We start from the raw sequence: 23,850 nt of genomic DNA, 5'->3' as shown, positions 1-23,850 counted from the left end.
ACTATGAACACTCATTTCATTGCCGGGAAGTGGTTAGCCGGAGCGGGCGAAGAGCTGACTTCCCTTGACCCTGTTACTCAAGCAATCGTATGGCAAGGTAAAACAGCATCTCAGGATCAGGTTGCCGATGCGGTCAGCGCTGCTCGTGTAGCATTTCCATCATGGGCGAGGCAGCCAATTGAGGCGCGAGTCGGCCTGCTCGAAAAATTCGCAAACATTCTCGCCGAGCGCTCTGATCAACTCGCCTGTGCTATTGGTCAGGAAACGGGAAAACCCTTGTGGGAAGCGAAAACCGAGGTGACCAGCATGGTCAACAAGGTAGCCATTTCGGTGCAGGCCTACCGGGAACGTACCGGTGAAAAGTCAGGCAGGCTGGCAGACGCTTCAGCGGTGTTGCGGCATAAACCGCATGGCATAGTTGCCGTGTTCGGACCCTATAACTTCCCTGGTCATCTCCCTAACGGCCACATCGTTCCCGCACTGCTGGCAGGCAATACTGTGGTTTTTAAACCCAGCGAATTGACTCCCAAGGTTGCCGAGCTGACGGTGTTGGCGTGGCAAGACGCAGGCCTGCCAGCCGGAGTGATCAATCTGGTTCAGGGTGGTCGCGACACGGGAATTGCTTTGGCCGCAGACGACGGTATCGACGGATTGTTTTTCACCGGATCGAGCGGTACGGGCAATCTGTTGCACCGCCAGTACGCCGGTCAGCCGCAGAAGATTCTTGCACTGGAGATGGGGGGCAACAACCCGCTCATCGTCGATCACGTACAAGATGTAGAGGCGGCGGTTTACACCATCGTGCAGTCGGCATTTATTTCGGCAGGCCAACGCTGCACCTGTGCGCGCCGTCTGTTGGTACCTGTCGGCGCATGGGGAGATATGCTGCTGGCTCGCCTTGTATCGGTCAGCTCTCAACTCGTGGTCGGTCGGTTTGATGCAGAGCCGCCTCCCTTCATGGGGGCGGTTGTATCGTTGAGCGTCGCGCAAAATCTGCTGAAAGCACAATCCGATCTGCTAGCCAACGGCGCACGTGCTCTGCTCCCGATGAGCCAATTGCAAGTTGGCTCTGCGCTGCTATCGCCGGGTATTTTGGATGTCACGGGCGTGGCTGATCGCGTGGACGAGGAGTTGTTCGGACCACTGCTCCAAGTGGTGCGATATGAGGACTTTGATGCTGCCATCGCCGAGGCCAACCGAACTCGTTATGGCTTGGCCGCTGGGCTGCTTTCGGACTCTCGTGCACAGTTTGAGCGTCTGTTGCTAGAAGGTCGCGCCGGAGTTGTGAACTGGAACAAGGCTCTAACTGGTGCTGCAAGCAGTGCCCCCTTCGGTGGTATTGGTGCCTCCGGCAACCATCGTGCGAGCGCTTACTACGCCGCTGATTACTGCTCCTATCCCGTTGCCTCGCTGGAAAGCGAGCGTCTTGCTCTGCCTGAACACCTCACGCCTGGAGTAACTCTTTGATGCCAGTTTTCGAGATGAAACCCAACGGCCTTGAGAACCTGCTGGAGTTAACGCTGGCTGATGAGACCCCGATTGCAACCACACAGCAGGTAGCGGACGGTACTGGGCTGAGATGGTTGAGTGAGGGCATCCTAGAAATCACTCCACCGAACGGCCAAGCCCAAAACCTTGATCTTCTGTTATCCGCTGGCCTGCATGGAAACGAGACTGCCCCGATTGAGCTGCTGGATCGCTTGGTAAAGGCGATTGTTGGCGGCGAGCTGAGAGTCCGAAACCGAGTGTTAGTGGTGTTCGGAAATCCCGAAGCGATGCGCCAAGGTAATCGGTTTGTAGATGAGGATATCAATCGCCTGTTTTCTGCTGCTGAATCGTCGAGCCAAAGCCTGGAGGCGAAGCGTGCGACCCTGCTCAAGAGCACGGCATCGGCTTTCTTCACTAGCGATACGCGCTCCAAGCTTCACTACGATCTTCACACCGCTATTCGTGGCTCAAAGATCGAGCAGTTCGCCCTCTATCCGTGGTCAAGAGGCAGAACGCCGTCATCTCTAGAATTACGAAGACTCAGCCACTGTGGCATCAAGGCTGTCCTCTTGCAGCGCAAGGTGGGAATCACCTTCAGCTCGTACACATACAACTCTCTAGGGGCGGAAGCGTTGACCATAGAGTTGGGCAAAGCTAGACCTTTTGGGCAGAATCAAGGCTTGGACCTGTCGGCCATAGAAGGCGTCATACGCTCACTGGTTGATGGTAGCTATAGCGATGCACCTGAGGTTGAGCCTCCTCTCAAGGTGTTTGGCGTCTCCAGAGAGATCATCAAACGGAGCGATCACTTCCAGCTTTATCTGGAAGACTCAGTGCAGAACTTCACGCACCTGCCAGTAGGCTACTTATTGGCGGAAGATGCTGATGGCCTACGTTGGGTCGTCGATGAGGAAAACGCCCACATTATGTTCCCAAATCCAACGGTCAAAAATGAGCTAAGGGCTGGCCTGATAATCGTGCCGTTATCAGAAAGCGCAACTTCAGCATCGATCATCAGCGACTAGCCGACAAACCCCCATCCGCAAAACGCATCGCGCCGTATGTTCCACACCATGCACTCGATAACCCAGATGTTCGTAGAGAGTTCGATGTGATCCCGGAAACTGTAACGGCACATACGTTTGCGCCTATCTCGGCAGAGGCCTCAACTTGTCGCTTGCTAGACAACTGGGATAAGGGGCTGCAACTGTTGGCAGCCAAAGGCTTCGCGCAGGTGAGTATCCGGGTACTGGCAGCGTGCATGGGGGTATCACCTGGTGCGCTTTACCACCATTACCCCAGTAAACAGCATCTACTGTTTGGCATCGTTGAGGAATTTTACGAGGAGCTGTTGGCGGCTCTGAAGCGCGTAGACCCAAGAACGAAAGAACCCGTGAGTGCAGTGATTCTCGCCCATTTGGACGTTTACGAGGACCACCGCTGGCACTGTTGTATTGCGGTTTGCGACTGTAACTGCCTTACCCCAGATCAGCTTTGTGATCTCGCTCGGCTGAAGGGGCGATATCAACAGCGCCTGGGTACTTTTTAGGCTTTGATCTCCTTGAATACGAGGAGGAGTCCGGGCAGATTGCCGGAATTATAGGCGCGCTACTGCGGTCAACTCCGCTGTGGGATGTGGACCCTGGTTTGACGCCAGACAAACGGAAAACAGTATTAGGTCATCTGCTGCGCGGCGCCATTGAGGGCGCTTTGGCCCAGAGCTTCGGCTCACACTGTCCACGTCAGTCAGACTCGATTTCATAGCTGGCATCGACCGGCTGGTAGCTGCCTCTGGGGCACTTCCGCGTAGCGGGTTTCATTACGCGTGGACCGCTTCGCGAATTTGTCCAGGGGGACGGCATCCTGATCTAGCCGATTCCTGTCATACGGCCGATATTGGCCGATTGCTGCCTGTGGTGAAGGACAGCTATCGACCCAAAGCGGACGTTGTCAGTGCACTGAGCATCTAGTAAAAAGGTCATCTTTTTCATGTTCTGAACCGTATTCTGACGATTCCTGACTGACCGCTTTTGGCCGTTTTTTGCCGGTCAAGGCCACTCAGTATGCTGGTCAAATCCGATGCAAACGACTGGTCAAGTCGAATGCAAATGGGTGGTCAAGTCCACGCAACTACGCAACTGCGACGCGGACCGACTGGAAGCGTGTGCCTACAGCCTCGTTGAGGCCGATTCGAAGAGTCCGTTCTCCTGGCAAGCGTTTTACTGAGACTAAATCACATCGCTGATACTGAACGTATTGAAGCTCAGAGGGCTGTTGCGCATTCCGGGGAGCTTATAGACTCTCCGCTGCCATGAATAATGCGGCGTTGTACTCGATGGTCAACTGTTCAAGGAACCAAGAGTGGTGGCTTTAAAAAACAACGGCGACCGCAGTCGCCGTGGCGTATTGTCCGCCTCAGCAATGCGGCGACATCATGTTTGCAGATGCCCGTCCATCGTGATTTGGGGACCGAAGCTGTCGATTTTTTTATGTTCGATTAATTCAGCGCCACCGAGCAGAACCGCCATGGCGCTGAGTATGTTGAACTAGTACGGCATGTTGATCTTAGCTACCTAGATAGCTTGACCACCAGATACTTCGATACGCTGCGCGGTTACCCAGCGATTGTGTGGAGTCAGAAGGCTCGCAACCATAGGGCCGATGTCATCCGGAACACCAACCCGTCCCAGTGCAGTCATCTCTGCAAATTGCTTATTGAGCGCAGGCATGTCACGTACTGCGCCCCCGAGAAAATCAGTTTCAATAGCGCCTGGCGCCACGGTATTGACCGTGATTCCACGGCTCCCAAGTTCCTTTGCCATGTAAACGCTCAGTACCTCGACGGCGCCTTTAGCGGCCGAATATGCGGAGAAGCCAGCCATTGAAACCCGCGTCAACCCGGATGAAAAATTCAAAATGCGCCCCCCATCCACCAACAGCGATACCAATGCTTGGGTCAGGAAAAAAACACCTTTGACATGAGTGTTGAATAGAGAGTCAAACTGCGCTTCAGTGGTGTCGATAAACGCTGCCATTTCTCCTTGGCCAGCATTGTTTATCAGATGGTCGAAGCAGGCGCGCTCCCAATGGTTTGCGAGTTCTTTGGAAACTTCGCCTGCAAAAGCTTGGAACGAGGTGACGTCAGTTACATCGAGCTGAATCGCCACGGCCTTGCGCCCCATTGCCGCAATTTCGGCTACCACCTCTTGCGCCTCCTCTGCGCCGTTGCGGTAAGTCAATATGACATCGCCACCACTACGAGCGATCGCAAGCGCCGTGTTGCGACCAAGGCCCCGATTCGCGCCGGTAACAATCGAAATGGTCGTCATCGTTTTCTCCTGAGGGTTGATGCTATAAGTGCTGCAACGATGACGCCTGACAGATTTTGTAGGTTGCGCGATTATTCAATTGATTTGCCTATTCGACCAGCCTGTCCTTGAGACTGGTTTGCCGAAGCGCTGGTATAGTGCAAGGTAGCTGGATGATTTGCCTATTCCTTCAAACTACTTGCTGCATTATTCACTCGGAAGCAAAGGTACGCGCTCTGCGCGGCAGTATGTTTGTCTCGAAAAACGAGTTGATGACCTATGAACGAGTTGCTTAAAGCTGTCAGTCGCTACGCTGACGCTAACCAGCAGGGCGGAGTTGCTCACACCCCTTTTCCAGGAATGGTGATTCTCAGAGAAACGATGCCAACGCCTCTGCTCTACGCGATCACCAAGCCACTGGTTGCGTTAGTGGTTCAAGGAAAAAAGCGTGTATCGATCGGCAATAACACCGTTGAATTCGGTGCAGGAGATTCACTAATAATCACCGCAGATGTACCGACGGTAAGTCAGGTCATTGGCGCGTCTCGAAGCGAGCCGTACTTGGCGTTTGTCGTGGAGCTTGATCACGCATTGATAGAGTCGTTGGTCGTTGAGATGGGCTCAGCTCCCTTCGACCTAGGGGAAACCTTGCGTGTTGATTCCACGGAGATGGAGGTGGCAGACGCAGTCCTTCGCTTGCTTCGCCTTCTAGATCGTCCTACATCGGTAGGAATACTAAAAGATCAACTGGTAAGAGAGCTTCATTACTGGCTCCTTTCCGGGCGATATGGCGGCGCGATTCGCGCGCTTGGGATCACCAGCAGCCATGCACAAAGAGTTGGCCGTGCGATCGCGCGGATTCGTGATGACTTTGCCAAACCGCTGCGTATGGAGCAGCTTGCTGAGGCGGCGGGTATGAGTCTTTCTGGCTTTCATACACATTTTAGGATGATTACTTCTCTGACTCCGCTTCAGTATCAAAAGCAACTCAGGCTGATTGAGGCAAGGAGCGCGCTCCTTGCTGGTTTGCCAATTGCGAAAGCCGCGTATGACGTTGGGTACGAAAGCATCCCGCAATTCACACGCGAGTACGGTCGAATGTTTGGCTTGTCACCCGCAAAGGATATTCGTGAGGTTAAAACGAGGCTAAGCACATCGGCTCAGCCTTGAGTCGATGCCTTTGCTGCCCCTATCAGGTGCCCGAGCGCTTGCTGCATCGACTAGCACTCTAAATTTTTTGGGAAAGCGCTTGCCGATTTGACGTGATCGAAACATTGCCCAGAGGATATTGCATAAACTTAGAGGCAGCAGTTGTCTTTGAAACCACCTTACGGGTTCGGGCTGTTACCCATTGAAGCGACGCTTTATCTGCCGAAACGTTACGTTCGCGCCAATACATTATCGAGATGGGCGTGCTGCCTTAGACAGGTGGGTAATCCTTAATTTGATGAAACCTCATTTGCCCTGCTGCGCTTTCCATAATGAACGAAATCCTCCTCTCGGTCGCATGGTGAATTAGGTATAGGAGGTTATGCGATTTACCCACTGCCCACTTTTCAAAATTCACCAGGCGATTCCCATTTTCGTCAGTGATTGTGGGAATAATGTAGGCTTCTAATAAGCTTCTCCTGATTATTTCGGAGCTTCGAGAATGAAAGATTGATACCGGTAGAAAGGCAAAGAGTTCCAAAAAGTTTGCAGTGCGAATTTTTGGAAGGAGCACTACTACGTCAAGGGCCGAGCGGCATCGATCTGGTGTTGATGACTGAACCGTTTATATGATCTATTATGAGTTTACTAAGCCAATTACATTTTTCAAAGGAGACACTGAATGTCTAAGCTTGCAGAATTCCGCCAACTCGAAAAACATTTGGAAGAGCAGATGAAGGCTTTGGAAGCCTTGAAGGGTGATGCTGGTCTGAAAAAAGAAATCGAATTCGAAACGAAGCTTCGTGATTTGCTAGCCAAACACGGCTACAGCTTGAAGGACGTCATTAACCTTCTGGATCCGCAACAGGGGCGTCGCGCTCCTGCCGTTGAATCCAAAACTGGAACGCGCAGGCCAAGGCAGGTAAAGGTTTATAAAAATCCTCATACAGGGGAGGTCGTTGAGACTAAAGGCGGCAACCACAAAACCTTAAAAGAGTGGAAATCGGAGCATGGTGGAGAAACTGTGGAGTCATGGCTCGCCCGTTGATTCGATTGCAATTCAATAAGGCCCTTTTTAGGGCCTTTTTGCTGCCTGGCATGTTGAAAGTAATCGGTCGATTAAGTGCAGGCAGCAGCGTACTATTCCGACGCAAAGACTCGGTTTACCAGCAGCACTGCAATGAATAACGCGCCTACTATCCCTAAGGAAATCATCAAACCGTGCTCGCTGACATAGGAAACCGTGGCGCCAGTGGCAATGGGCCCTACTACGCTTCCTAGCGTGTAGAACATTGCGATGGCTGTCATAGCTGTGGACACTTGGTTTTCGCTAATTCGGTCTCCTGCCTCTATCACCGCTAGGGTGTTCATACCTCCAATGGCTCCCCCCCCAACAAAATAAGATGAGGGTAGCAAGCCAAGGAAAAGGTTGGCTCAAGGGAATGGCAACCGTACCCAGCAGCAGAACAAGACCACAACCTAGTTGACCGGTCTTATACGAACTGCGGTCTGCCATCCAGCCGACAGGAAGTTGAAGGACAGTCCCTCCAATGCCGAATACCGAGATCAGCAGTGCCGCGGCAGTAAATACATATCCGACCGAGAGTCCGTATCCTGCAAGGAAGGACACGGAAGAAGTCTCTGAAAAGCCGGCGATAAACGCGCCACACAGAGCTACCGGAATAACTTTAAACAAATTACCATGGCGCTTTTCTACCGGGGTTAGCGGCTGTGTATCCTGTTTTTTCAGAGTTAGGGCCAAAGCTCCAGACACTGAAGTAATCACCATGCAAGCGTAATAGGGAGCAGCACTACTTGCACCGAAAACTACCAACAGCAGAGGGCCTATAGCTATTCCCAACCCCATTAGTGTCTCGTGCACTCCGATCGCCCGGCCCCGTTCACTTTTCGATGCAACAGCCACAATCCAGGTATCGCAAGCAATCCAACGCAATATTAAGCCCACACCCAGCATGAAGTTTAATGCGAAAATTATTACCAAGTGGTTGGTTAGAGTCATTCCAATCAACGCCGGAATAGTGAGCACGGTGCTGAGGATGTTGCTTTTGACGAGTCCTAGATAAGCCAGCAGGCGCGGTACTATTTTGTAAAGCAGCAAAATCGCCAGCCACGAAGCGCTGACAATCAGCCCAATCGTCGCCGGCGGTACACCTCGTTGTTCCAATGAAATAGATAGCAGTGGTGTAACGGTACCAATCTGCACTATCTGTGACAGGGCCGAGAGGGTATTTATTTTGATGAGGGCAAGCCATCTTTGCCTGTCAGTCTGTTCGATGCTCGGGATTTCCATTCATTGCTCCTCCAATTCTACACAGTGCGTAAATTGGTGTATCCACCGTAAGCCAACCTAGTAATTAATGAGCATTTTTTCCGAAATAAAGCCTTCATTATCGCGTATCTCACAGTTGCACCGGACTACCATTTCGTCGCTTTAAACGGTCATACGATAGGTAAGCGCTATTCTATGGCACATTAATATGATTGTAAGTAGTTAGGTAGCAGTTTCAAACTGCCTTTCGTACAGCTAATAGTACTTGTTGTTCTAGCCATAGACCAATCGCTCACATGGCTCTTAAGGAGAACATGCATTTTAAGGAATTGTTGGGTTTAAATTTTGTGCCCGCTAGCCTCGCATGGCGTGATTTTGTAATTGATTAAAACTGGCTTAAGTGTGTGGTGGTCGTGCAATAGTTTGCATGATTGACAATGAGGGGCCGAGGGGGATCTTTAATCTTGTTACTTAAATTTTTTTTGGTTTCGGTATTTGATATATGAGGTTTTTGATGTTAGGATTTTTCCATTGGATGAATTTTTGCGGGGGTATCAATATATGTGGAAAGATACAGATTATGATCATGCGCTTATACAAGCGACGGTGATTGGTGTAGATGAGTTTGACATGGGCGATAGTGGTACAGATCCGCGCTTGCTTGCGTTCTCGACCTCCTACGTCATGGAGAACTATGTCAGGCCAAATGAGTATGCGGTATTTGGGAGCGAGCTAAAGCGGGAAAACGATGTTGGTTATGAAATTCAAGAGGTAATGCAGGTGCTCGTCAAAGGTTCTCCAGATGCGACTGCAGTTTTTCTAAGATCTGAGACGTTTTATTTGGGCTTGGACTTTAAACCTCTTGTCGATGGGCTAGTTATGAATGAGGTCTCACGACATACTGTTCGAGAATTTATTGTGCGAAATAACATTGGTGTCCGTCCGGTTGGTAAAAAATGACACCGTATTCTGTTCCTAAGTGCCACAGAAAACCTATACTGGCTTCACTGAACTCAGCAGTCGGTTTTTGACCGGTGAATGGGTATCGGCATTCGCACGGCCTGTCGGATTTTGGAGAAAGCCAAGTGTTTGATGGAGCAATAGACATGACTTATACTCCCGGTGCTGTCAGGTTGTAGCTCAAACGTTCATCAGTTTGCTTATTGGACAATCGATTATACGGAAAGCGCTACAGTTACACAGGTGCTTCAATCGTAAGGTGAATCGCTATCGATTGAGGAAATGAGCATTACACCATTCAAATACTGTACACGAGACACTTTTATGAACGAAGATCTAAGTGAAGAAGAAATGCGTCGTGCACTTTTTGGCAGTCCAGGTAAGGAGGCTGCGCTGAAGGCGCCCCATTTAGAGGTAACGTCAGATCAGCAGCATGTTTCAAAATCTCGAAAAACATCAATTTTGCGCTCGCCAAAGCTGAGAGTAACGCTTCGTGTTATGTCCGAGTTCGAAGGAAAGGCTGAAACGTTAATTTATGATGCGAGTACATTGAGTAGCATCGTGGCTGAGCAAGAAGCAAAAATGCAGGCGAGGAAGAAAAAGTTTAAGTATTTTGAGTTGGTCTCGATCGAATCGATTTAGCGTTTTGCGAAGGCTTTGTTATTAGTGTAGGCGACCGGGCTCGAAGAACCTATACAGCGCTTCTCGCACCATTTCTTGCGCGTCGGAATTGATTTGATGTACAGCGCGGCCTCTGGTTCGTCATCGTCATTGCGCTCATGCCGTTGATAGAGCGAATTTCAGCTGTTCAATTGAACTGTTCGTAAGAGCCAAGGCTGCTCACAGTGGTCAAGTCGGCTTGAGTGGTGGGGGATTGGACGCATGGCCAATATGACTTCATGTCCGGCGCACCACTACCCCGGCTACACAAGGGAGCGCTGATATTGCAACGGTTGTCATTATCGGCCTGTAAGGGGGAGGGCGGAGGCATCGAGCCTGAAATTTAATCAACTGAATCCCTGTGTATTATGAACAAAACCCTCCTCCTGGCAGTCGCAACACTAGTCCCTGGGTAAAGAGCCTTTTGTATGTCTTTACGATCCGTTTCCGTCGTTGTGCTGTTCACTTGTTGGGTTGCCATGAGTTCGGCCGCTGAGCAGACGCCGTTGCGCCTAGAGCGTGTGGAACGCTGCGGTAACCTGTTGGTGAGTGAAATTCAGGATTGGTGCATGACTGTGCGAGGTCTTTCAGAAAAGTTGCCTGTCTTGAAGCTCGGCGCCGAAACATTATCTCCGGATGCTGTCCAGCGAGATGGCAGCAGTCTTAAAGTGCGCATCGCTAGGGCGGAGTTTCAGAGTGGGCCTTTGTGGTTGCAAGATAGTCGACGTGAAAGCAATGCAGTTTGGCTGACGTTGCGCAACAGTCACGTTCTGGCGGCCGGCCCCGACGAAGTCATGAAGAATATGGAGGGTCTTAGCACCTACGTTGATCTGATTAGCCTTTTGATCGAGGAAAACCACAATGGCCTCCAGGAGGCTGAACGTCTTGCCAAAAAATATGGGGCGAAGGTTGTTGGCAGCATTGCCCCCTTAAACGTCTATCAGCTTCGTTTGCCCGCTAAAAATCTTGAACAACGCGACGCTTTGGTCCTACGGATTGGCAGTGAAACTAGTGTGGATGCTGTAGTGATTGAAGAGTCTGCGGCAGAAGGGACTGAACAAAATACGGCGCATCAGGAAAAGGAAAAAAAACCGGCGCCTGACTCAGACGAATGGGCCGCAAATCGGTTTCTTGATGCCGTCAATTATTACCGAAAGTCTATTCCACAGCGTCAGCTGCCCTTTAGTCCGCAGCCAATACGTATTGGTCTAATTGAGCGCGACGTGGATTTCGATACTTCAGATTTTGCGGACTATTCCGGTGCCTGTTCGATGCCCCGTACGTGCATATTTGCACGTGATGCAGTCAAGTCAGACAGCCATGGCACTACTGTCGCAGGCATTTTGGGCGCGCGCTGGGATGATGGCGGTAACACAGGTTTTCTACGGGGTTTGGACAAGACCAGCGGTGGATTCGACATCATCGTTGATCGTAACTCCGACGCAGGGATTACGGCGAATATCGCAGCCTCGGTTAACCTGGTTGAGGATGGCGTACATGTGCTCAATTGGAGCTGGGGCATACACCGTGTGGGAGCACAAAATGTTAAAGGAGACGACGTAGACTCCTTCCTGCGTTCCGGCATAGCGATGAGTGGTTATGAAGAGTTACTTGAGGAATTTTTCCTCTGGCTGCGCAAGGAGCACCCAGACGTAGTGGTGGTGAATTCGGCTGGGAATGGAGCTTCATTCTCTGGAGCAGATGAATATCGCCTACCTTCTTCATTTGTAACGGAGCAGTTATTAGTTGTTGGTGGCCATCAGCTCAGAGAGCACGCCAGTCTCCACGTCGACGACCCAGCCTATGTTGAAAAGCGCAGCTCCTCCAATGTCGATATGCGTGTTGATATCACCGCTGCTGCTTGTGCTCATTCCTCCACCAAGATCGTAGGGCAGGCAAGCGAAGTTCATTGCGGAACGTCTTACGCGACGCCATTGGTCGCAGGCTTACTGGCAGCCATGCTTTCGATTAATCCTGAACTTCATCCCGAGCAACTGCGCATTTTACTGCGCCGTAGTGCCATGACTATTGGCGAAAATCATGACTTCGAAGGGATGGATTCGGAAGACCTCACAGCCCCGATCCTACCATCCGAGCGCGGCTACCAGATCGATGATAAGGATGTAGGTCGTTCGGCGCGGCTAGATATGCTCAAGGCTGTGGATTTAGCAGTGCAAAGCCGCAGTCGGGTGCGTTGAACCGATATTGGTGTTTGGGATAACCATTAGCAAGAAGACTTGTCAGGTTCAGCAGTGTCATTGCCTTCAAAGACAAATGGTCTGCTGCGGCCAAATTGAGCCGCAATCTCGCTGCAAATTTTATTGAATTCTTTGTCAACGAGCGCTTTTTCTTCAGGGCTTAACGCCTCATATTCCGCTCGCCAAGCTCCTCTTCTGAACGCAAGACGTTCCTTGTTTAGAGCTTTGATTTTCATCAAGCGCTCAAAATCAGAGTCGTCAAAAATGTGGTCTGTCATTTCAGCCTTCCTTTCAACAATCCATGTCCATTTTTGGATACCTCAATTTATACAACAACGCCGTGTTCTATTTTCCAAATTAACGCTTCAATCAGTTCTAAGCCCACGAATGAGGAGAACAGCGCTATCGGGGCCTGATTATCCAGCGCCAAGGCCGGTCTTGTAATCCAGTTACGCATGGCAACCTGGTCCCCCTCAAATAACCCCAGCGTGGATCGAAGGACAATGGCTGAGCGGAGAAGGTAATCGCTTTCGGTAGAATTTAGTCTGCCGGTGCTCAGCCACCTTCGTCTTGCGGAATGTTTTACACCGAGAAGCGCAGCCATTTCTCCTGGCTGCAGACCGACCAAGGTACTTACCTCATTGAAAAATGACGTAGGAAGACCCTGTCGTATGAATTTCGAGATCGAGACCCAATCCACTTTGTCATCAAGCGTTCGCAGGAAGTCCTTTGAGCCTGGTGAGGAGGGTGGAACAAAAATCTTGTGTTCGTCCATTTTTTCAACCTCTCAACGACGTCACTGGCTTGACGGCATATCCTCCAACTCTAGCGATCTATTCGCCGGGTGCGCCCTCGTTGGTTGAGAGATCAAGAGCGAGATCGACCTGAACCTTCTCGAAAAGCGATTGCAAGTCCTCATCTGACGATCTCTCCAAATAGCACCCAATAATGAGGCTTGCAGGGTGGATGTTCATAAAGGCCGCGAATTGCTCGATTTTCTCAATCGTCGGAGATTTCAGTCCTCGCTCAAGCTGGCTGATGTAGGTCCGGCTGGTCACCAGCGCGAAATCATCCTGGCTAAGCCCCCTCCGCAGCCGCAATTTTCTGAGGGATCGGCCAAGGGCTTCATTCAATTCCATTTTCTCATCTCACAAAAGAGATGATGAAGCAGGAAATGAACACTATAATGCCACGCACTATAGTGTTCATTACAACTTTTTGAGAAATTATATGTTTGAAACCTATGAGGCTGCGAGGCTGCCGGCCCTGCCGTCATTCGAGCAAAATACCACTCGATGGGCGTTCATTGCCCAGTCCGCAAATAAAGAGTGGTTCTACGTGACGCACCAATATTTTCAAGACGGCGACCGTGAGAGTGTGTGCAATCAGCAGTTCATGATCCCTGACGTGATTGGCTTGATGAGCTTGGTGCGGTCCGATACCGCCGACGCGTTCGTTCGCTCTGTGCAACTGGTTTCGCCAGGTTGGATGAACGGCACCGAAGAATGGCGGATGGAGTTCCTTCTAGGGCTGATCGCTTTACGTGGAGATGAATCCGGCAGATATGCCTACGAAGTGGCGGGTGGTGGAATTTATCCCACTCTATTTGCAAATGCCGCGCAAAGCTCCGGAAAAAAAATATGGTCAGCTCGATAGGAGAAGCCCCAAGTGAGTCCGCATCTTGAGCATCTGCTCTGCAAACCGAATCTGTCGCTTTTTCCTAATGCCACGATAGTGGACGACCATTTTTTTTGGGGGTTCGAATGTAGCGATGGCTGGTTTGACATTCTTAACCATGCGTTCGCGCTGGTGTCTGCGAGAACGGACATTAGTCCCGAGTGTGGTGAAGTGGTTATCGAAGAGGTTAAAGAAAAGTTTGGGGGGTTGAGAATCTACTATCGCGGTGGGGACGATTTCGTAGAAGGCGTTCTGAATCTGGCGGAAGCCGCCTCAGTAAATATCTGCGCCATATGCGGTAACCGTGCTCCTAACAGGCGTATGCATTTCCACCACCCCCGTTGTGAGATTCACTATGGCGATTGAGTCCATCAGATTTGGCATGGTGAACCGAAAGGGGCTGATCAACGATTTGAAAAATCATTTCGGCCGAAAAGGCCATCTCATCGAGCTGGAGGACGTAAAGAAATGCACGTCATCGCCTAGATTGTTCGACCTAATGATTCGTCAGCTCCCGACGGAGGGACTAGTACATGTCGGAGATACCTTTCTGGATCAGAGAACAATGCTTGCGGACTCGCCACAGCGTACCTATGGAGTTTCTTTGTCCCAATGGCAAGGAATGCAAAAACACGTGGAGGTGGTTGACGTCTTTCATGTAAATGAATTCAGCGTCTCGAAGGTCCAGGTCTGGCCCTTCGATCCTGGGAGCCTGGGTGAAGAAGAGGCTAGATTAGCCATAGCTTTGTCATATACAGCTGCGGAGTTGTATGCGGAGCCAAGGATAGTAGGCGCGCTCAACGATGTGCTCGATGAGCTGGGGTTTTGGGTCAATCCAGACCTTTATTGATAAGGTCTGGGGGGAGCCAGTTTGGCTTGTCATACTCTGGATTTTCAATGGGGCGATGCGACATCGAGGCAGGCACGATGCCTATGCACGCTGATAGGCTTTCATGAACGCTGCATCGTTCTTATTGATCGCATTGGCGAAACAGGATTAGCCTTACCTCTGCGGCTACTTAGATGCCCGGTCAAATCCATCCGGATTGCGCCACATAAAATATAAAGTGCATATGGCAAAAAAAGCGAAAGCAAAACCAATCAGCAGACCAATTTTCTTGGACATCCAATAGCCTGTCAGACAACCCAACATTATGGATATCACGAGGATTATACTGTCGCTCCCTCGGTGCGCATCACGAATCAGGCTCCAGCTTGATTTATCTAAGGAACCTTTATTCATTTCCTGGCCGACCATTGCTGGATCTGCGCAAGGGTCGCAGTGGCTCCGCCACAGACCACCAGTAAAACGTTGTCGTACGGGTCAAGTGTACGGGGGGTATAGGCTACCGCGAGTGCCGCACCGCACGCAGGCTCAACAAGCACACGATGATCCAACAGAAAACGCTGGCACGCGTCGAGGGCATCCTGATCGGTAACCGTTACGCTTTTTACGTGGTGAGTAGTGGAATACTCAAATGCCTGGTCGCAGACTCGCTTGGCTCCAAGAGACGTTGCAACTGAGCTGATGCCCTCTATTTCCACAGGTTTGCCAGCCATTGTTGCGGCGTGAAAAGACGCAGCGCCTTCAGTTTCCACCGCTATGACTGGAACGTCCTGCCATCCATTACGATGTAGCCCTTCGACTACGCCACAGAGCAATCCTCCACCGCCGACTGAGAGCACTACCACGTCAGGCTTTTGACCAAGCTCGGCGACTTCGTCGATTAAAGTCGCATGCCCGGACCAAAGTAGCGGGTCGTCGAACGGATGGATGAATGCATCGCTGGGGGCCATGAGTGTCAGTGCCAGTTGGTTTGCCTCCTGCCAAGAGCTACCATGAACGATGACTTTCGCCCCTTCCAACGCGAGTAACTCTTTCGCTCGTTCAGTCGTAGTTTCCGGGACAACAACCGTCACGGGGACACCTAACTGACGCCCGGCATACGCTACCGCCAGTCCTGCATTGCCTCCCGAAGAGGATATAAACCGCGTGGCCCCACGCGCGTGATGAATCTCACACGCGTGGCCTACGCCGCGTAGCTTGAAAGAACCACATGGCTGAAGAGCATCTAGTTTAAGCCAGATGGTGCTCTTGGCTATGGCGCTCAGAGGGCGAGATTCAATAAGGGGGGTGTTAATATGCAGGGCCATAGTGAGTTTGCTCTCAAGATAAGTTGTCAGGATGGCGGCAGTCTTTATTTAGGAGGCCTGAGGCGCTACAGCCTGGACTTCAATCTCAACATCCAGATCAAATGCCAGCTTGGCGCTTACGACCGACCGCGCTGGGAACCCGTTGTTGAAGTACGTTGCGTAGGCTTGATTGAAGTCAGAGAAATGCTTCATATCGGATAGCCATACGGTGACCTTGAAAATATCTTCAAGCTTCGCCCCGAGCGATTCCAGCGTCTGCGATATGTTTTCCATGATCACTCGCGTTTGAGCCTTCACATCTCCGTGAATAGGCGTTGCATCTGCCGCCATGGAGACCTGCCCAGACAGAAATAAAAAACCGCCCACCTCAACGGCTTTAGAGAACGGGAAAGGTAAAGCGGTAGGATATTGTTTGATCGCGTGGTTCATATAATCACCGGGTTGTTGAAGCGTCGACTCGAAGCTGCTCCAGGTAGTTGTAGACCGTGAAGCGAGTGACCCCCAAAGCAGTCGCCGCTTTCTCGACCCCACCTTTTACTATGAAGAGACCGCGCTCCTGCATCACTCGCACGGCATCAACCTTCGCTTGTTTGTTCATCTTTGCTGAGCCTACGCGCGCCAGCGAATCCTGAATAATTTCCCCCATCAACAACTCCATGTCCGCGGGCTCAGACGGTTGCTGACTGGAGTTTTGCATCATGGGCTGCAGCTGTTCCAAAAACGCTTGGGCCGCGTTTAGTCCGGTCAGATCCGCATTGATGCAAAGGCTGGCGAACGGATGTCCGCTACTGTCACGAAAGACAACTGTGGCGCTACGCAGTCTTCGTCCATTGACCGTTGTCGGGTAATCAACAATGACCACGGGGTCGGTACCGCTCTGCTTCGCAGAAGCGTCCATCACGGCGGAAAAGCCCTTATCTTGATCGAGCCCGCCGATGACAGGGCTGCCCACTTTGCGCCCGGAGACATGTCCATTGGCGATTAACAGAACAGAGTTTTCAGGCTGATCGAGGTCATGGAGCACGATTTCCGTATTCCGCCCTATCACGCTACTGATCGCCGTGATGGAGGCCTTTAACACGGCAAAAATCATCAGGCGTTCAGAAATAGTTTCAGTAGACATGCAAGCCACCGTAAATCAACAATGTGTTGAAATATAAATTTATTGTTGAATTAAGACAAGTGGTCTTTCAGCGCGCAGCATCATGGCGGGGCCCTTGACCCAGAATTCAATTCAAGTGGGCGAAGAATAAATTCTTGGACGCTTCAGGATTTTCGTCTAAGTGCTCCTACACGGCGCACTGTCCTTGGGCTTCCTCAATTCGGCCGCTGTTGGCAGGCCCAAATTACTTGCCAAACGCCGCCAACACCGGCCGCCCATCTAGGTCTGGTCCGAGGAAACTGCCATAGGAATCGTTGCCAGTTAGCCAGGCTTGGTATATGCGGCTGAGGTCCTGCTTACCCCATTCTTGCCAAGAGCTTCCACTCAGGTATTCAGAGACATTGGCTTATTACCACCAGGTGGCAAACCTAACAGCTTCCGAATCCCGTTAAGAAAGGTCCCATAAGGTCGTCCCAGAAAGAGCATCATCAAGGCCGCGCCTAGAGTGCCGCGCACCAGGCTACCTCCTGATGCACCACTAAAAGCAATGATTGCCGCATAGATGGGCACCTGGAAGCTGACGAGGGCAAAGCTGTCCCATAGCAACGTGGATAGCCGACCCTTACCGGCTCGCTTCATCACCCAATCCCGCCATATGCCATAGGGCCTCGCGACTGGAATCATTAGGGCAGCTCCCAGAAGGCGAGCATGAAGGACTTGATCCCACGTCATACCAGCAATGAAACGCTCGTTGATAATGCCGGTTGTCGTGAAAAACAGAATCAGCGCGGTGGTGTCTGCATAAAACGCAGTCCGACGTGATGGCTGTCGCATTTGATTAGGCAAATTACATCTCCTATCAACCCTTGGACCAAAAGCGAGTTCCGACTTAAAGAGGCGGAACCTATAGCATTTAGCGCTACGGCCCATTGGCGGCGACTGGCCGGGCCTATTATGCTTCTAAAGTGTACCGGTCAAATCCGATGTGATCGCTGGTCGAGATGGATACTAATAACTGGTCTCGTCGAAGATGAATAGGTGGCCGAAGTGAGCGCTATCTATTAAAGGGGAGAGCCGCCGACCAAAAAAGCTGAGCTTCTCTCCTGTATGAAGCGTCGGGCTTAAAGTTTTTTTGCAGATCCAACGCCTACTCAAAAAAGTGAGGAGGAGGGCAAAGCTTTAAAAGTTAGCGGTCGCAAAGAATCACTATCTTCTCCGCATCAGCTGCAATTTCGAGCACCGATGGGGTGTTTGGTGGAATGACAGAAATCGATCCCGGAAGTATAGGTGCGGTTTTGCCATCCATGATTAATGTTCCAGCACCCCCCAGGGTAATGAACACTTCTCCATCGTCGCCGCCGGGGTGGCTGTAGGAGCCCATACCGGCCCTCCAGACGCCTAGCTTCACTCCATCGACACTAACAATTTCTTTGAAAGTCGCGATTGCCAACGGGTTAGTACTGATAACCGAAGGCCAGCTGATGCCCACTCTATCGTTAGATGCCAACCACTGTTGTATTTGAGAGAGTTCGCCGTCAGTAAGTGGTTGTATGGCTTCTTGAGAGCTGGTCCTGCATGCCCGGGGCATTATTTCCACTAAGGAACTGGGCATCGAGGCTTTGAGATCTTGTGCGAAGGATTCTGGAGGAGTGATCGCAAACGCTGCGCTGAGGAAAACAACAGAAAGTCTCAGTGACTTTTTGAGCGAAGCCAGAGGCGTGTAAACATTTATCATGATTCGACCGATTAGAAGTTAGATAATTAGCCGCAAATGGTCCTAAGCCCCCATCCATTCTACCGGAATAAACGAAATCGCTCCTCTCGCAGATAGCACGTCTGGTGGGCCCCAATAGTTTTCTACCTGCACTCGAAAAACATTTGCCGAAATAACGCATTACTTCGTCGCTGGCGCGTACTGCGTGGAATGAGAGAGCCGCGAGCTGGTGCCAACTATTCACCAGAGCAGACCTTAGGAAAAAAAACAGCGCTGGTGATCCAGGCACCTGATGCCTGGATGACCGCCCAGCCGCTGCTTGCGCCCAAGGAATCAGTTATTAAAAAAGCGTTGGTTTGCAGCCTCAAAATGCCTTATCCGCTACCGCATCTCCCCGTGAAATTATGGATAAATCAGCTTGATGTATCTGCACGAGCGTTCATGTCCGCACTAATATTGACTGCAAGAATCGATAAAAATGCAGGTAATTCCGACCATTCGACTTTTCTGCGCGTCTTTATGATGGGCTGGCAGGCCGCTGCGCCTGTTCACGTCTAGACCCATTACAAGAAAAAAAGGTAGTCGCAGATGAACAAGTTGAAAGCCGTTCCCGTGTCGGCGTTAGTGCTGTTCCTGACCGATCGCAGAAGCTTCATGATCATCTCGGGAGGGGTGAACATCTACCCGCAGGAAATTGAAAACCTGTTGGTTACTCATTCCGATGTCGAGGACGTCGCTGTCATCGGTGCGCCTGATGAAGAGATGGGCGAAAGGGTGGTCGCCGTTGTTCAGCCACGGCTCGGTGTCGAAAGCGGACCCGGGCTAGCTGAAGCGCTGCGTAGTTTGTGCGCGAAGGCTTGGGCAGCATCAAATGCCCGCAGCAGTTTGATTTTCGCGCAACACTCCCGCGTGAACCGACCGGGAAGCTGATGAAGCACCTGCTTAAGGTCGAATATGAGGCTCGATAAACTCGAGCACAACGTCTTGCAGCGATGCTTTTAATGGCGAAATCCGCATTACTGGAAACGGCATTTGCAAGGAGGGAATAGGGGACAATCGGCTCATATATTACGCGTGGGGGTAGGCCATTGCAGATAGCGATGATGGTGTAGACATGTGAGCAAGTTGACTGGATCGGTGCGGTTTCTGATTGGCTGTGTCAACGGTGAAACTCACTTCCGCTCTAACATTGCTTCTGCTACTTCTCCAAGGTTTTCAAATACTCAGACCCCGGAGTCGACGCTCAAACTATGAGTCAGGCGACCTATACCTATCCGTTAATTCAGGCCCAACCATGAAACTGACCAGTAACGCATTTGATGACAACGCCACCATACCGGGGGAGTACGCCTTTGCTGTTCCGAACGCGCAAAGCCGCTACAGTCTCTCGACCAACCGAAACCCGCATCTGGCTTGGGCAGACGTTCCGGAAAACACTCAATCATTCGTTCTAATTTGCCACGACCCCGATGTCCCGAGTGTGGGCGATGATGTGAATCAGGAAGGTAAATTTATTGCTGCGTCCTTGCCGCGTGTGGATTTTTACCACTGGTTATTGATCGACGTTCCGGCAAGTCAGCGGGAAATTACGGAAGGGAGCCATAGCACCGGTATCACCCCACGAGGCAAAAACGGCCCGCAAGCAGGTGATGGACAACGCCATGGCCTCAATGACTACACTTCATGGTTTGCATCGGACCCGCAAATGTCCGGCGAATACTATGGGTACGATGGTCCGTGCCCACCGTGGAATGATGAGCGGCTACACCGCTATGTGTTCACCGTCTACGCGCTGGTTGTACCTCGCCTTGCAATACAGGGCCCATTTGACGGCGCCAATGTCCTTAATGCGCTTGAAGGGCATGTACTGGCCAAGGCCAGCCTTACGGGCACCTACACTCTCAATATGAACCTGTAATTCACAGCCAACTTCAGGAAGCACACTCTCTTCATGGATCCAACCGAGTCAGTGACTGACCCCCTCGACGACAGCCGATGGTTGCCATCGGGCGGCACTCTAAAGGCACAGGCTTTGTGCTCGCTTGCAATGCCACGTCTGATGCAGGCTCAGTATGCTACCGACTTCCGCTTTTTTGAGGCAACGCTGCTGGTAGTAATATCGGGCCGTTTAACACTAGGAAGAGATGAAAGAACCTGGGAGTTGGCTGACTCTCACTCCTTGATGGTTGTTGCAAAAAATTCAATTACTAATATCCGAAAAATGCCCGACAAAAATAGTTTGGCGTTTTCCTCTATTTTTTTTACGTTCGCCCCCAGCATCATTACTGAGTTCCACCAACGCTACGGGCACGACGTCAATCCCGGATCTACGGTCTATGATTGCAAAACGACTGATCTGGATGAAGATTTGAATGATGCGTTACAGTTTTGCATTCGAGGAGTTAACTCGCCGACTGTTTCCCAGGCACAACAGACAACCCGGTTGTTGGGACTTCTATTGGCATTGCAAGAGAGGGGCGTCGTATTCCTTCGCCCTTCAGCCCCCGGATTGGTCGAAAGGCTGACCCAACTACTGGCCAAAGCTCCGGAAAAACGCTGGACGGCGGCTGAAGTGGGTCGTGAATTGGCAGTTAGCGAAGCCACTTTGAGGCGGCGCCTCGCAGAGGAAGGTATCAGTTTTAGCGCAGTACTGACCGAGATCAGAATGCACAATGCGATAATGCTCCTACAAACGACGCAGTTTAGTCTTTCACAAATAGCCGACGCGTGCGGATATCGTGCCGTATCGAGATTCTCGATGCGTTTTAAAAGTCGTTTTGGCTTCTCCCCAGCTCGATAAGCAAGGACCCGATTTCTCTGTTTTTTATTCATTTTGCTAGTGCTTGCGACTATCAAGCGGATTCAGTCAACCAGTTCACGAATGAGTTCCAGTTGTTGCTCATTATCAAAATACGGAAAATCCCCCACGGATTTATTCCATCCGCCATTCAAGACCTACGTACATCGATCTTTCATCGCCTGGGAAATAATAAGCGCCATCAATGCCACGAGCATCCGCCACAACGTTAGTCGTTGAGACATATGTGCGGTTTGCGAGATTACGACCATCAACGAACCAGTTGAGCCCTTTTGTTAATTCTCCACCCACGGTCAGGTTCCACAATAGATATCCGTCAGTGGATTTGGTGTTTGCGTGATCAATCCAGGTTTTACCCTTGGATATCTCTACCGCGGGTGCTACGAACAGGTGAGGGGAGAATGCAAATTTTAACTCACTTCGAAGTAGCTGGGGGGGAATGCCTGCCAGTTGATTATTGCCGTAACGCGCGTCATCGTCGAAGCGGAAGTCGTTGTATAGATAATTTGTACGCCAGCGAATCGAGTTGGTTATCGGTAGAGTTGCTCCTAGTTCAACCCCTCGATGGATCGTTCTATCGGCATTGACTGTGCCCAAGTCAACTCCCTGAGCGTTAGTAAGCGATAACAATTCACCCCGAATATTTGCTTGATAAATTGAGACGTCCCACTCCATTTGCTTTGTATGCTTCCTAAAACCTACCTCATAGGTGGTAGCACGCTGCACATCTGCCATCGGAAAATTAGGAGAAACGACCAATTCTCCAAATGGCGGCGCCTCAAAACTTCGGCTTATGTTTGCATAAACCTGTGTGTCTACGTCAGGGCTGTAAATCAATCCGACTTTCGGCGACGTGTTGTTATAATCCGTTTTGTAACCTCTGGATGGCTGGGTGAGGTTATCCATTTCGCGCGTCGCATGGACAGCCTGTAGCCCCCCTTGGACGGCCCAGTGGTCGACGATTCCGTGCGTGTACTCTGTGAAAATTGTTTGCTGACTAGCTTTAAGTTTGTTCTCGCCAGTGCTCCTGCCAGGGTGTCCAGACACATTAGCGAAGCGATCCTCGGTGCCACTCAAGCGCGACATCATTACACCGAATGTAACGCGACGAGGGAGTGATTCGCTCCCCAGTTCGCTAACCACTCTGGTATTAACGCCTACGTCGCGAATCTCTTGATCGAGGATTCCATAAGTCATCGCATGGTAGCGATCCCTGTCTGCAACAAAAGCGGTAGAGATGATTTTAGTTTGCAATCCCGGCTGCCATGTCAACTCGAGAGCGGTGCGGCGCAAGGTATAATTATTTGTTGCACCTAAGCGCGCATAATTAGGCGCGGCTTGTTTGGGGTCTTTATCCATGGCAGCATGAGTCAGTGCGCCTGGCATTTCCATAGTGGTATCAATGTTCGTGTAGTAAAGGCGTGCGGACAAGTTGTCGTCAAGTTGAGCACCAAGATTTCCAAAAAAGCGGTTAGCATGAGTTGCAGAGTGATCACGGTAACCTTCTTGATCATTCGTACCCGCACTGACAAAACCGTCGAGAGTGTTGTTCGCGCCACCTGCCGTGAAATGTGTTAGGTGTTCGCCGAAAGAGCCTTCCTGTACACGCAATGTCATTGGTCGAGCGGTTAATCCAGTAGGCGACACAAAATTCACTGCACCTCCTAAGCTATTGGCGCCGTATTCCAAGGCGTTCGCACCCCGCCACACTTCACTGTATAGAAAGGCTAGAGGGTCAATAGCCTGAAAATCACCACTGCCGTCAGTATGATTTAGCGGCGTGCCATCTTGATACAATTGAATGCCACGCATCAAAAAACCGCGCTGAATACCTGAGCCGCGTATGGAAAAACGTGTCTCGTCACCGTGCCTGCTCTGCACCAATACCCCTGGCGCATACGCCAAGGCATCGGTCAGCGTGCTGGCTCTGCTATTTCGGTAACTATCAGCATCAACCACTGCTGTTCCTCCAGCCCTTTGTGACAGTGCGTCGCGAGCGGCATTAATCGCGTTTGCGGCGTTATCTTCGCTTCGCTGCTCGGCATGTATAGAAATGGCTGGCAGATTGAGTGCCACTGGCTCCGGAGCGTTGCTCGCTATCGCGTAAGTCGAAACGCAGAGAGGCCAGTAAGCGATCAGTGTAGTAGTCGGCTTCTTTATTATACGTGAGATTTTATTCATTGCTGATCACTTAAATTTTTGGTGAAAGGCGCACGCAGGAGTTGAGTTGATATCTACGGTATCAATAAGGTTTTTCGTTGATGCGACGATTATTCTTAATTGCTTGATCGCTAGCGCTGCAGTATTCATTGCAGCAGGACACCCTCGGTGG

The 23,850-nt window shown here is 51.0% G+C and carries 27 protein-coding genes; 16 read left to right on the top strand and 11 right to left on the bottom strand.

The features are described from left to right. Positions 1 to 3: 3 nt before the first annotated feature. The 4 genes from astD (at position 4) to ACIOYV_RS10985 (ending at position 3,714) form a co-directional block, all read left to right on the top strand. On the top strand, positions 4 to 1,467 hold the full coding sequence (astD, locus tag ACIOYV_RS11000; protein ID WP_401323608.1) for a succinylglutamate-semialdehyde dehydrogenase: 1,464 nt from the start codon (positions 4 to 6) through the stop codon (positions 1,465 to 1,467). Next, complete coding sequence (astE, locus tag ACIOYV_RS10995; RefSeq protein ID WP_401323606.1) at positions 1,467 to 2,513, top strand: succinylglutamate desuccinylase; 1,047 nt, start codon at positions 1,467 to 1,469, stop codon at positions 2,511 to 2,513. Before astD ends, astE begins: the two co-directional genes overlap by 1 nt. A gap of 86 nt (positions 2,514 to 2,599) precedes the next feature. Continuing rightward, positions 2,600 to 3,037, top strand: coding sequence for a TetR/AcrR family transcriptional regulator (locus ACIOYV_RS10990; RefSeq protein WP_401323604.1), 438 nt, complete (start codon positions 2,600 to 2,602; stop codon positions 3,035 to 3,037). Positions 3,038 to 3,567: 530 nt separating this feature from the next. After that, positions 3,568 to 3,714, top strand: a complete 147-nt coding sequence (locus tag ACIOYV_RS10985; protein ID WP_401323603.1) for a hypothetical protein — start codon at positions 3,568 to 3,570, stop codon at positions 3,712 to 3,714. Positions 3,715 to 4,061: 347 nt separating this feature from the next. Here ACIOYV_RS10985 and ACIOYV_RS10980 read toward each other — a convergent pair whose 3' ends face one another. Beyond that, positions 4,062 to 4,817 (bottom strand): SDR family NAD(P)-dependent oxidoreductase, encoded by a 756-nt coding sequence (locus tag ACIOYV_RS10980; RefSeq protein ID WP_401323601.1) that lies wholly within the window; start codon positions 4,815 to 4,817, stop codon positions 4,062 to 4,064. 258 nt (positions 4,818 to 5,075) lie between these two features. Here ACIOYV_RS10980 and ACIOYV_RS10975 point away from each other — a divergent pair, with 258 nt between their 5' ends. Beyond that, a complete protein-coding gene (locus ACIOYV_RS10975; RefSeq protein WP_401323600.1) occupies positions 5,076 to 5,966 on the top strand; it encodes an AraC family transcriptional regulator N-terminal domain-containing protein in 891 nt (296 codons plus the stop codon). A 661-nt stretch (positions 5,967 to 6,627) separates the two neighbouring features. After that, the gene (locus ACIOYV_RS10970; protein ID WP_401323598.1) at positions 6,628 to 6,993 is read left to right on the top strand and encodes a histone-like nucleoid-structuring protein, MvaT/MvaU family; all 366 of its coding nucleotides are present in this window, start codon (positions 6,628 to 6,630) and stop codon (positions 6,991 to 6,993) included. Between the two features lie 282 nt (positions 6,994 to 7,275). Here ACIOYV_RS10970 and ACIOYV_RS10965 read toward each other — a convergent pair whose 3' ends face one another. After that, positions 7,276 to 8,256, bottom strand: a complete 981-nt coding sequence (locus ACIOYV_RS10965) for an MFS transporter (RefSeq protein ID WP_401323596.1) — start codon at positions 8,254 to 8,256, stop codon at positions 7,276 to 7,278. A 510-nt stretch (positions 8,257 to 8,766) separates the two neighbouring features. Here ACIOYV_RS10965 and ACIOYV_RS10960 point away from each other — a divergent pair. From ACIOYV_RS10960 to ACIOYV_RS10950, 3 genes are all read left to right on the top strand, one after another. Then, positions 8,767 to 9,195, top strand: a complete 429-nt coding sequence (locus ACIOYV_RS10960; protein ID WP_401323595.1) for a hypothetical protein — start codon at positions 8,767 to 8,769, stop codon at positions 9,193 to 9,195. Between the two features lie 324 nt (positions 9,196 to 9,519). Beyond that, a complete protein-coding gene (locus tag ACIOYV_RS10955; protein WP_401323593.1) occupies positions 9,520 to 9,837 on the top strand; it encodes a hypothetical protein in 318 nt (105 codons plus the stop codon). Positions 9,838 to 10,283: 446 nt separating this feature from the next. Continuing rightward, the gene (locus ACIOYV_RS10950; RefSeq protein ID WP_401323591.1) at positions 10,284 to 12,053 is read left to right on the top strand and encodes a S8/S53 family peptidase; all 1,770 of its coding nucleotides are present in this window, start codon (positions 10,284 to 10,286) and stop codon (positions 12,051 to 12,053) included. A gap of 26 nt (positions 12,054 to 12,079) precedes the next feature. Here ACIOYV_RS10950 and ACIOYV_RS10945 read toward each other — a convergent pair whose 3' ends face one another. The 3 genes from ACIOYV_RS10945 to ACIOYV_RS10935 are packed head-to-tail and all read right to left on the bottom strand — an operon-like array spanning position 12,080 to position 13,192. Next, entirely contained in the window at positions 12,080 to 12,331 is a 252-nt protein-coding gene (locus ACIOYV_RS10945; RefSeq protein ID WP_401323589.1) for a hypothetical protein, read from the bottom strand. Positions 12,332 to 12,378: 47 nt separating this feature from the next. Continuing rightward, on the bottom strand, positions 12,379 to 12,828 hold the full coding sequence (locus ACIOYV_RS10940; RefSeq protein WP_401323587.1) for an antitoxin Xre/MbcA/ParS toxin-binding domain-containing protein: 450 nt from the start codon (positions 12,826 to 12,828) through the stop codon (positions 12,379 to 12,381). A 58-nt stretch (positions 12,829 to 12,886) separates the two neighbouring features. Continuing rightward, on the bottom strand, positions 12,887 to 13,192 hold the full coding sequence (locus ACIOYV_RS10935) for a helix-turn-helix domain-containing protein (RefSeq protein WP_401323585.1): 306 nt from the start codon (positions 13,190 to 13,192) through the stop codon (positions 12,887 to 12,889). Positions 13,193 to 13,283: 91 nt separating this feature from the next. On the opposite strand from ACIOYV_RS10935, the gene ACIOYV_RS10930 reads away from it, so the two are divergent. Genes ACIOYV_RS10930 through ACIOYV_RS10920 form a run of 3 tightly spaced genes read left to right on the top strand, consistent with a single transcriptional unit; the run spans position 13,284 to position 14,580 of the window. Beyond that, on the top strand, positions 13,284 to 13,709 hold the full coding sequence (locus tag ACIOYV_RS10930) for a hypothetical protein (RefSeq protein WP_401323583.1): 426 nt from the start codon (positions 13,284 to 13,286) through the stop codon (positions 13,707 to 13,709). Positions 13,710 to 13,721: 12 nt separating this feature from the next. Further along, entirely contained in the window at positions 13,722 to 14,096 is a 375-nt protein-coding gene (locus ACIOYV_RS10925; protein WP_149086614.1) for a hypothetical protein, read from the top strand. After that, entirely contained in the window at positions 14,086 to 14,580 is a 495-nt protein-coding gene (locus ACIOYV_RS10920) for a hypothetical protein (RefSeq protein ID WP_149086615.1), read from the top strand. Before ACIOYV_RS10925 ends, ACIOYV_RS10920 begins: the two co-directional genes overlap by 11 nt. A 389-nt stretch (positions 14,581 to 14,969) precedes the next feature. Here ACIOYV_RS10920 and ACIOYV_RS10915 read toward each other — a convergent pair whose 3' ends face one another. The 5 genes from ACIOYV_RS10915 to ACIOYV_RS10895 form a co-directional block, all read right to left on the bottom strand. Then, positions 14,970 to 15,884, bottom strand: a complete 915-nt coding sequence (locus ACIOYV_RS10915; protein WP_401323581.1) for a pyridoxal-phosphate dependent enzyme — start codon at positions 15,882 to 15,884, stop codon at positions 14,970 to 14,972. A gap of 48 nt (positions 15,885 to 15,932) precedes the next feature. Then, positions 15,933 to 16,313, bottom strand: a complete 381-nt coding sequence (locus ACIOYV_RS10910; RefSeq protein ID WP_401323579.1) for a RidA family protein — start codon at positions 16,311 to 16,313, stop codon at positions 15,933 to 15,935. Positions 16,314 to 16,317: 4 nt separating this feature from the next. Continuing rightward, positions 16,318 to 17,007, bottom strand: a complete 690-nt coding sequence (locus ACIOYV_RS10905; RefSeq protein WP_401323577.1) for a transcriptional regulator — start codon at positions 17,005 to 17,007, stop codon at positions 16,318 to 16,320. Positions 17,008 to 17,370: 363 nt separating this feature from the next. Next, on the bottom strand, positions 17,371 to 17,832 hold the full coding sequence (alaE, locus tag ACIOYV_RS10900; protein WP_401323575.1) for an L-alanine exporter AlaE: 462 nt from the start codon (positions 17,830 to 17,832) through the stop codon (positions 17,371 to 17,373). Between the two features lie 340 nt (positions 17,833 to 18,172). Beyond that, complete coding sequence (locus ACIOYV_RS10895; protein WP_401323573.1) at positions 18,173 to 18,721, bottom strand: hypothetical protein; 549 nt, start codon at positions 18,719 to 18,721, stop codon at positions 18,173 to 18,175. A 189-nt stretch (positions 18,722 to 18,910) separates the two neighbouring features. Between ACIOYV_RS10895 and ACIOYV_RS10890 the strand changes: the two genes are divergently transcribed. The 4 genes from ACIOYV_RS10890 to ACIOYV_RS10875 all read left to right on the top strand — a co-directional run bounded on the left by ACIOYV_RS10890 (position 18,911) and on the right by ACIOYV_RS10875 (position 21,500). Continuing rightward, positions 18,911 to 19,258: a hypothetical protein gene (locus tag ACIOYV_RS10890; protein WP_401323572.1), complete on the top strand. Its 348-nt coding sequence runs from the start codon at positions 18,911 to 18,913 to the stop codon at positions 19,256 to 19,258. 30 nt (positions 19,259 to 19,288) lie between these two features. Continuing rightward, positions 19,289 to 19,630: a hypothetical protein gene (locus ACIOYV_RS10885; RefSeq protein ID WP_401323570.1), complete on the top strand. Its 342-nt coding sequence runs from the start codon at positions 19,289 to 19,291 to the stop codon at positions 19,628 to 19,630. Positions 19,631 to 19,994: 364 nt separating this feature from the next. Further along, positions 19,995 to 20,618 (top strand): YbhB/YbcL family Raf kinase inhibitor-like protein, encoded by a 624-nt coding sequence (locus ACIOYV_RS10880; RefSeq protein ID WP_401323568.1) that lies wholly within the window; start codon positions 19,995 to 19,997, stop codon positions 20,616 to 20,618. A 33-nt stretch (positions 20,619 to 20,651) separates the two neighbouring features. Beyond that, a complete protein-coding gene (locus ACIOYV_RS10875; RefSeq protein WP_401323566.1) occupies positions 20,652 to 21,500 on the top strand; it encodes a helix-turn-helix transcriptional regulator in 849 nt (282 codons plus the stop codon). Between the two features lie 132 nt (positions 21,501 to 21,632). Here ACIOYV_RS10875 and ACIOYV_RS10870 read toward each other — a convergent pair whose 3' ends face one another. Next, a complete protein-coding gene (locus tag ACIOYV_RS10870; protein ID WP_401323564.1) occupies positions 21,633 to 23,699 on the bottom strand; it encodes a TonB-dependent receptor family protein in 2,067 nt (688 codons plus the stop codon). Positions 23,700 to 23,850: the final 151 nt, after the last annotated feature.

It is taken from the genome of Pseudomonas sp. NPDC087342 (assembly GCF_044744265.1).
Taxonomy (GTDB): domain Bacteria; phylum Pseudomonadota; class Gammaproteobacteria; order Pseudomonadales; family Pseudomonadaceae; genus Aquipseudomonas; species Aquipseudomonas nunensis.
This window is presented reverse-complemented; position numbering and strand designations above follow the sequence as displayed.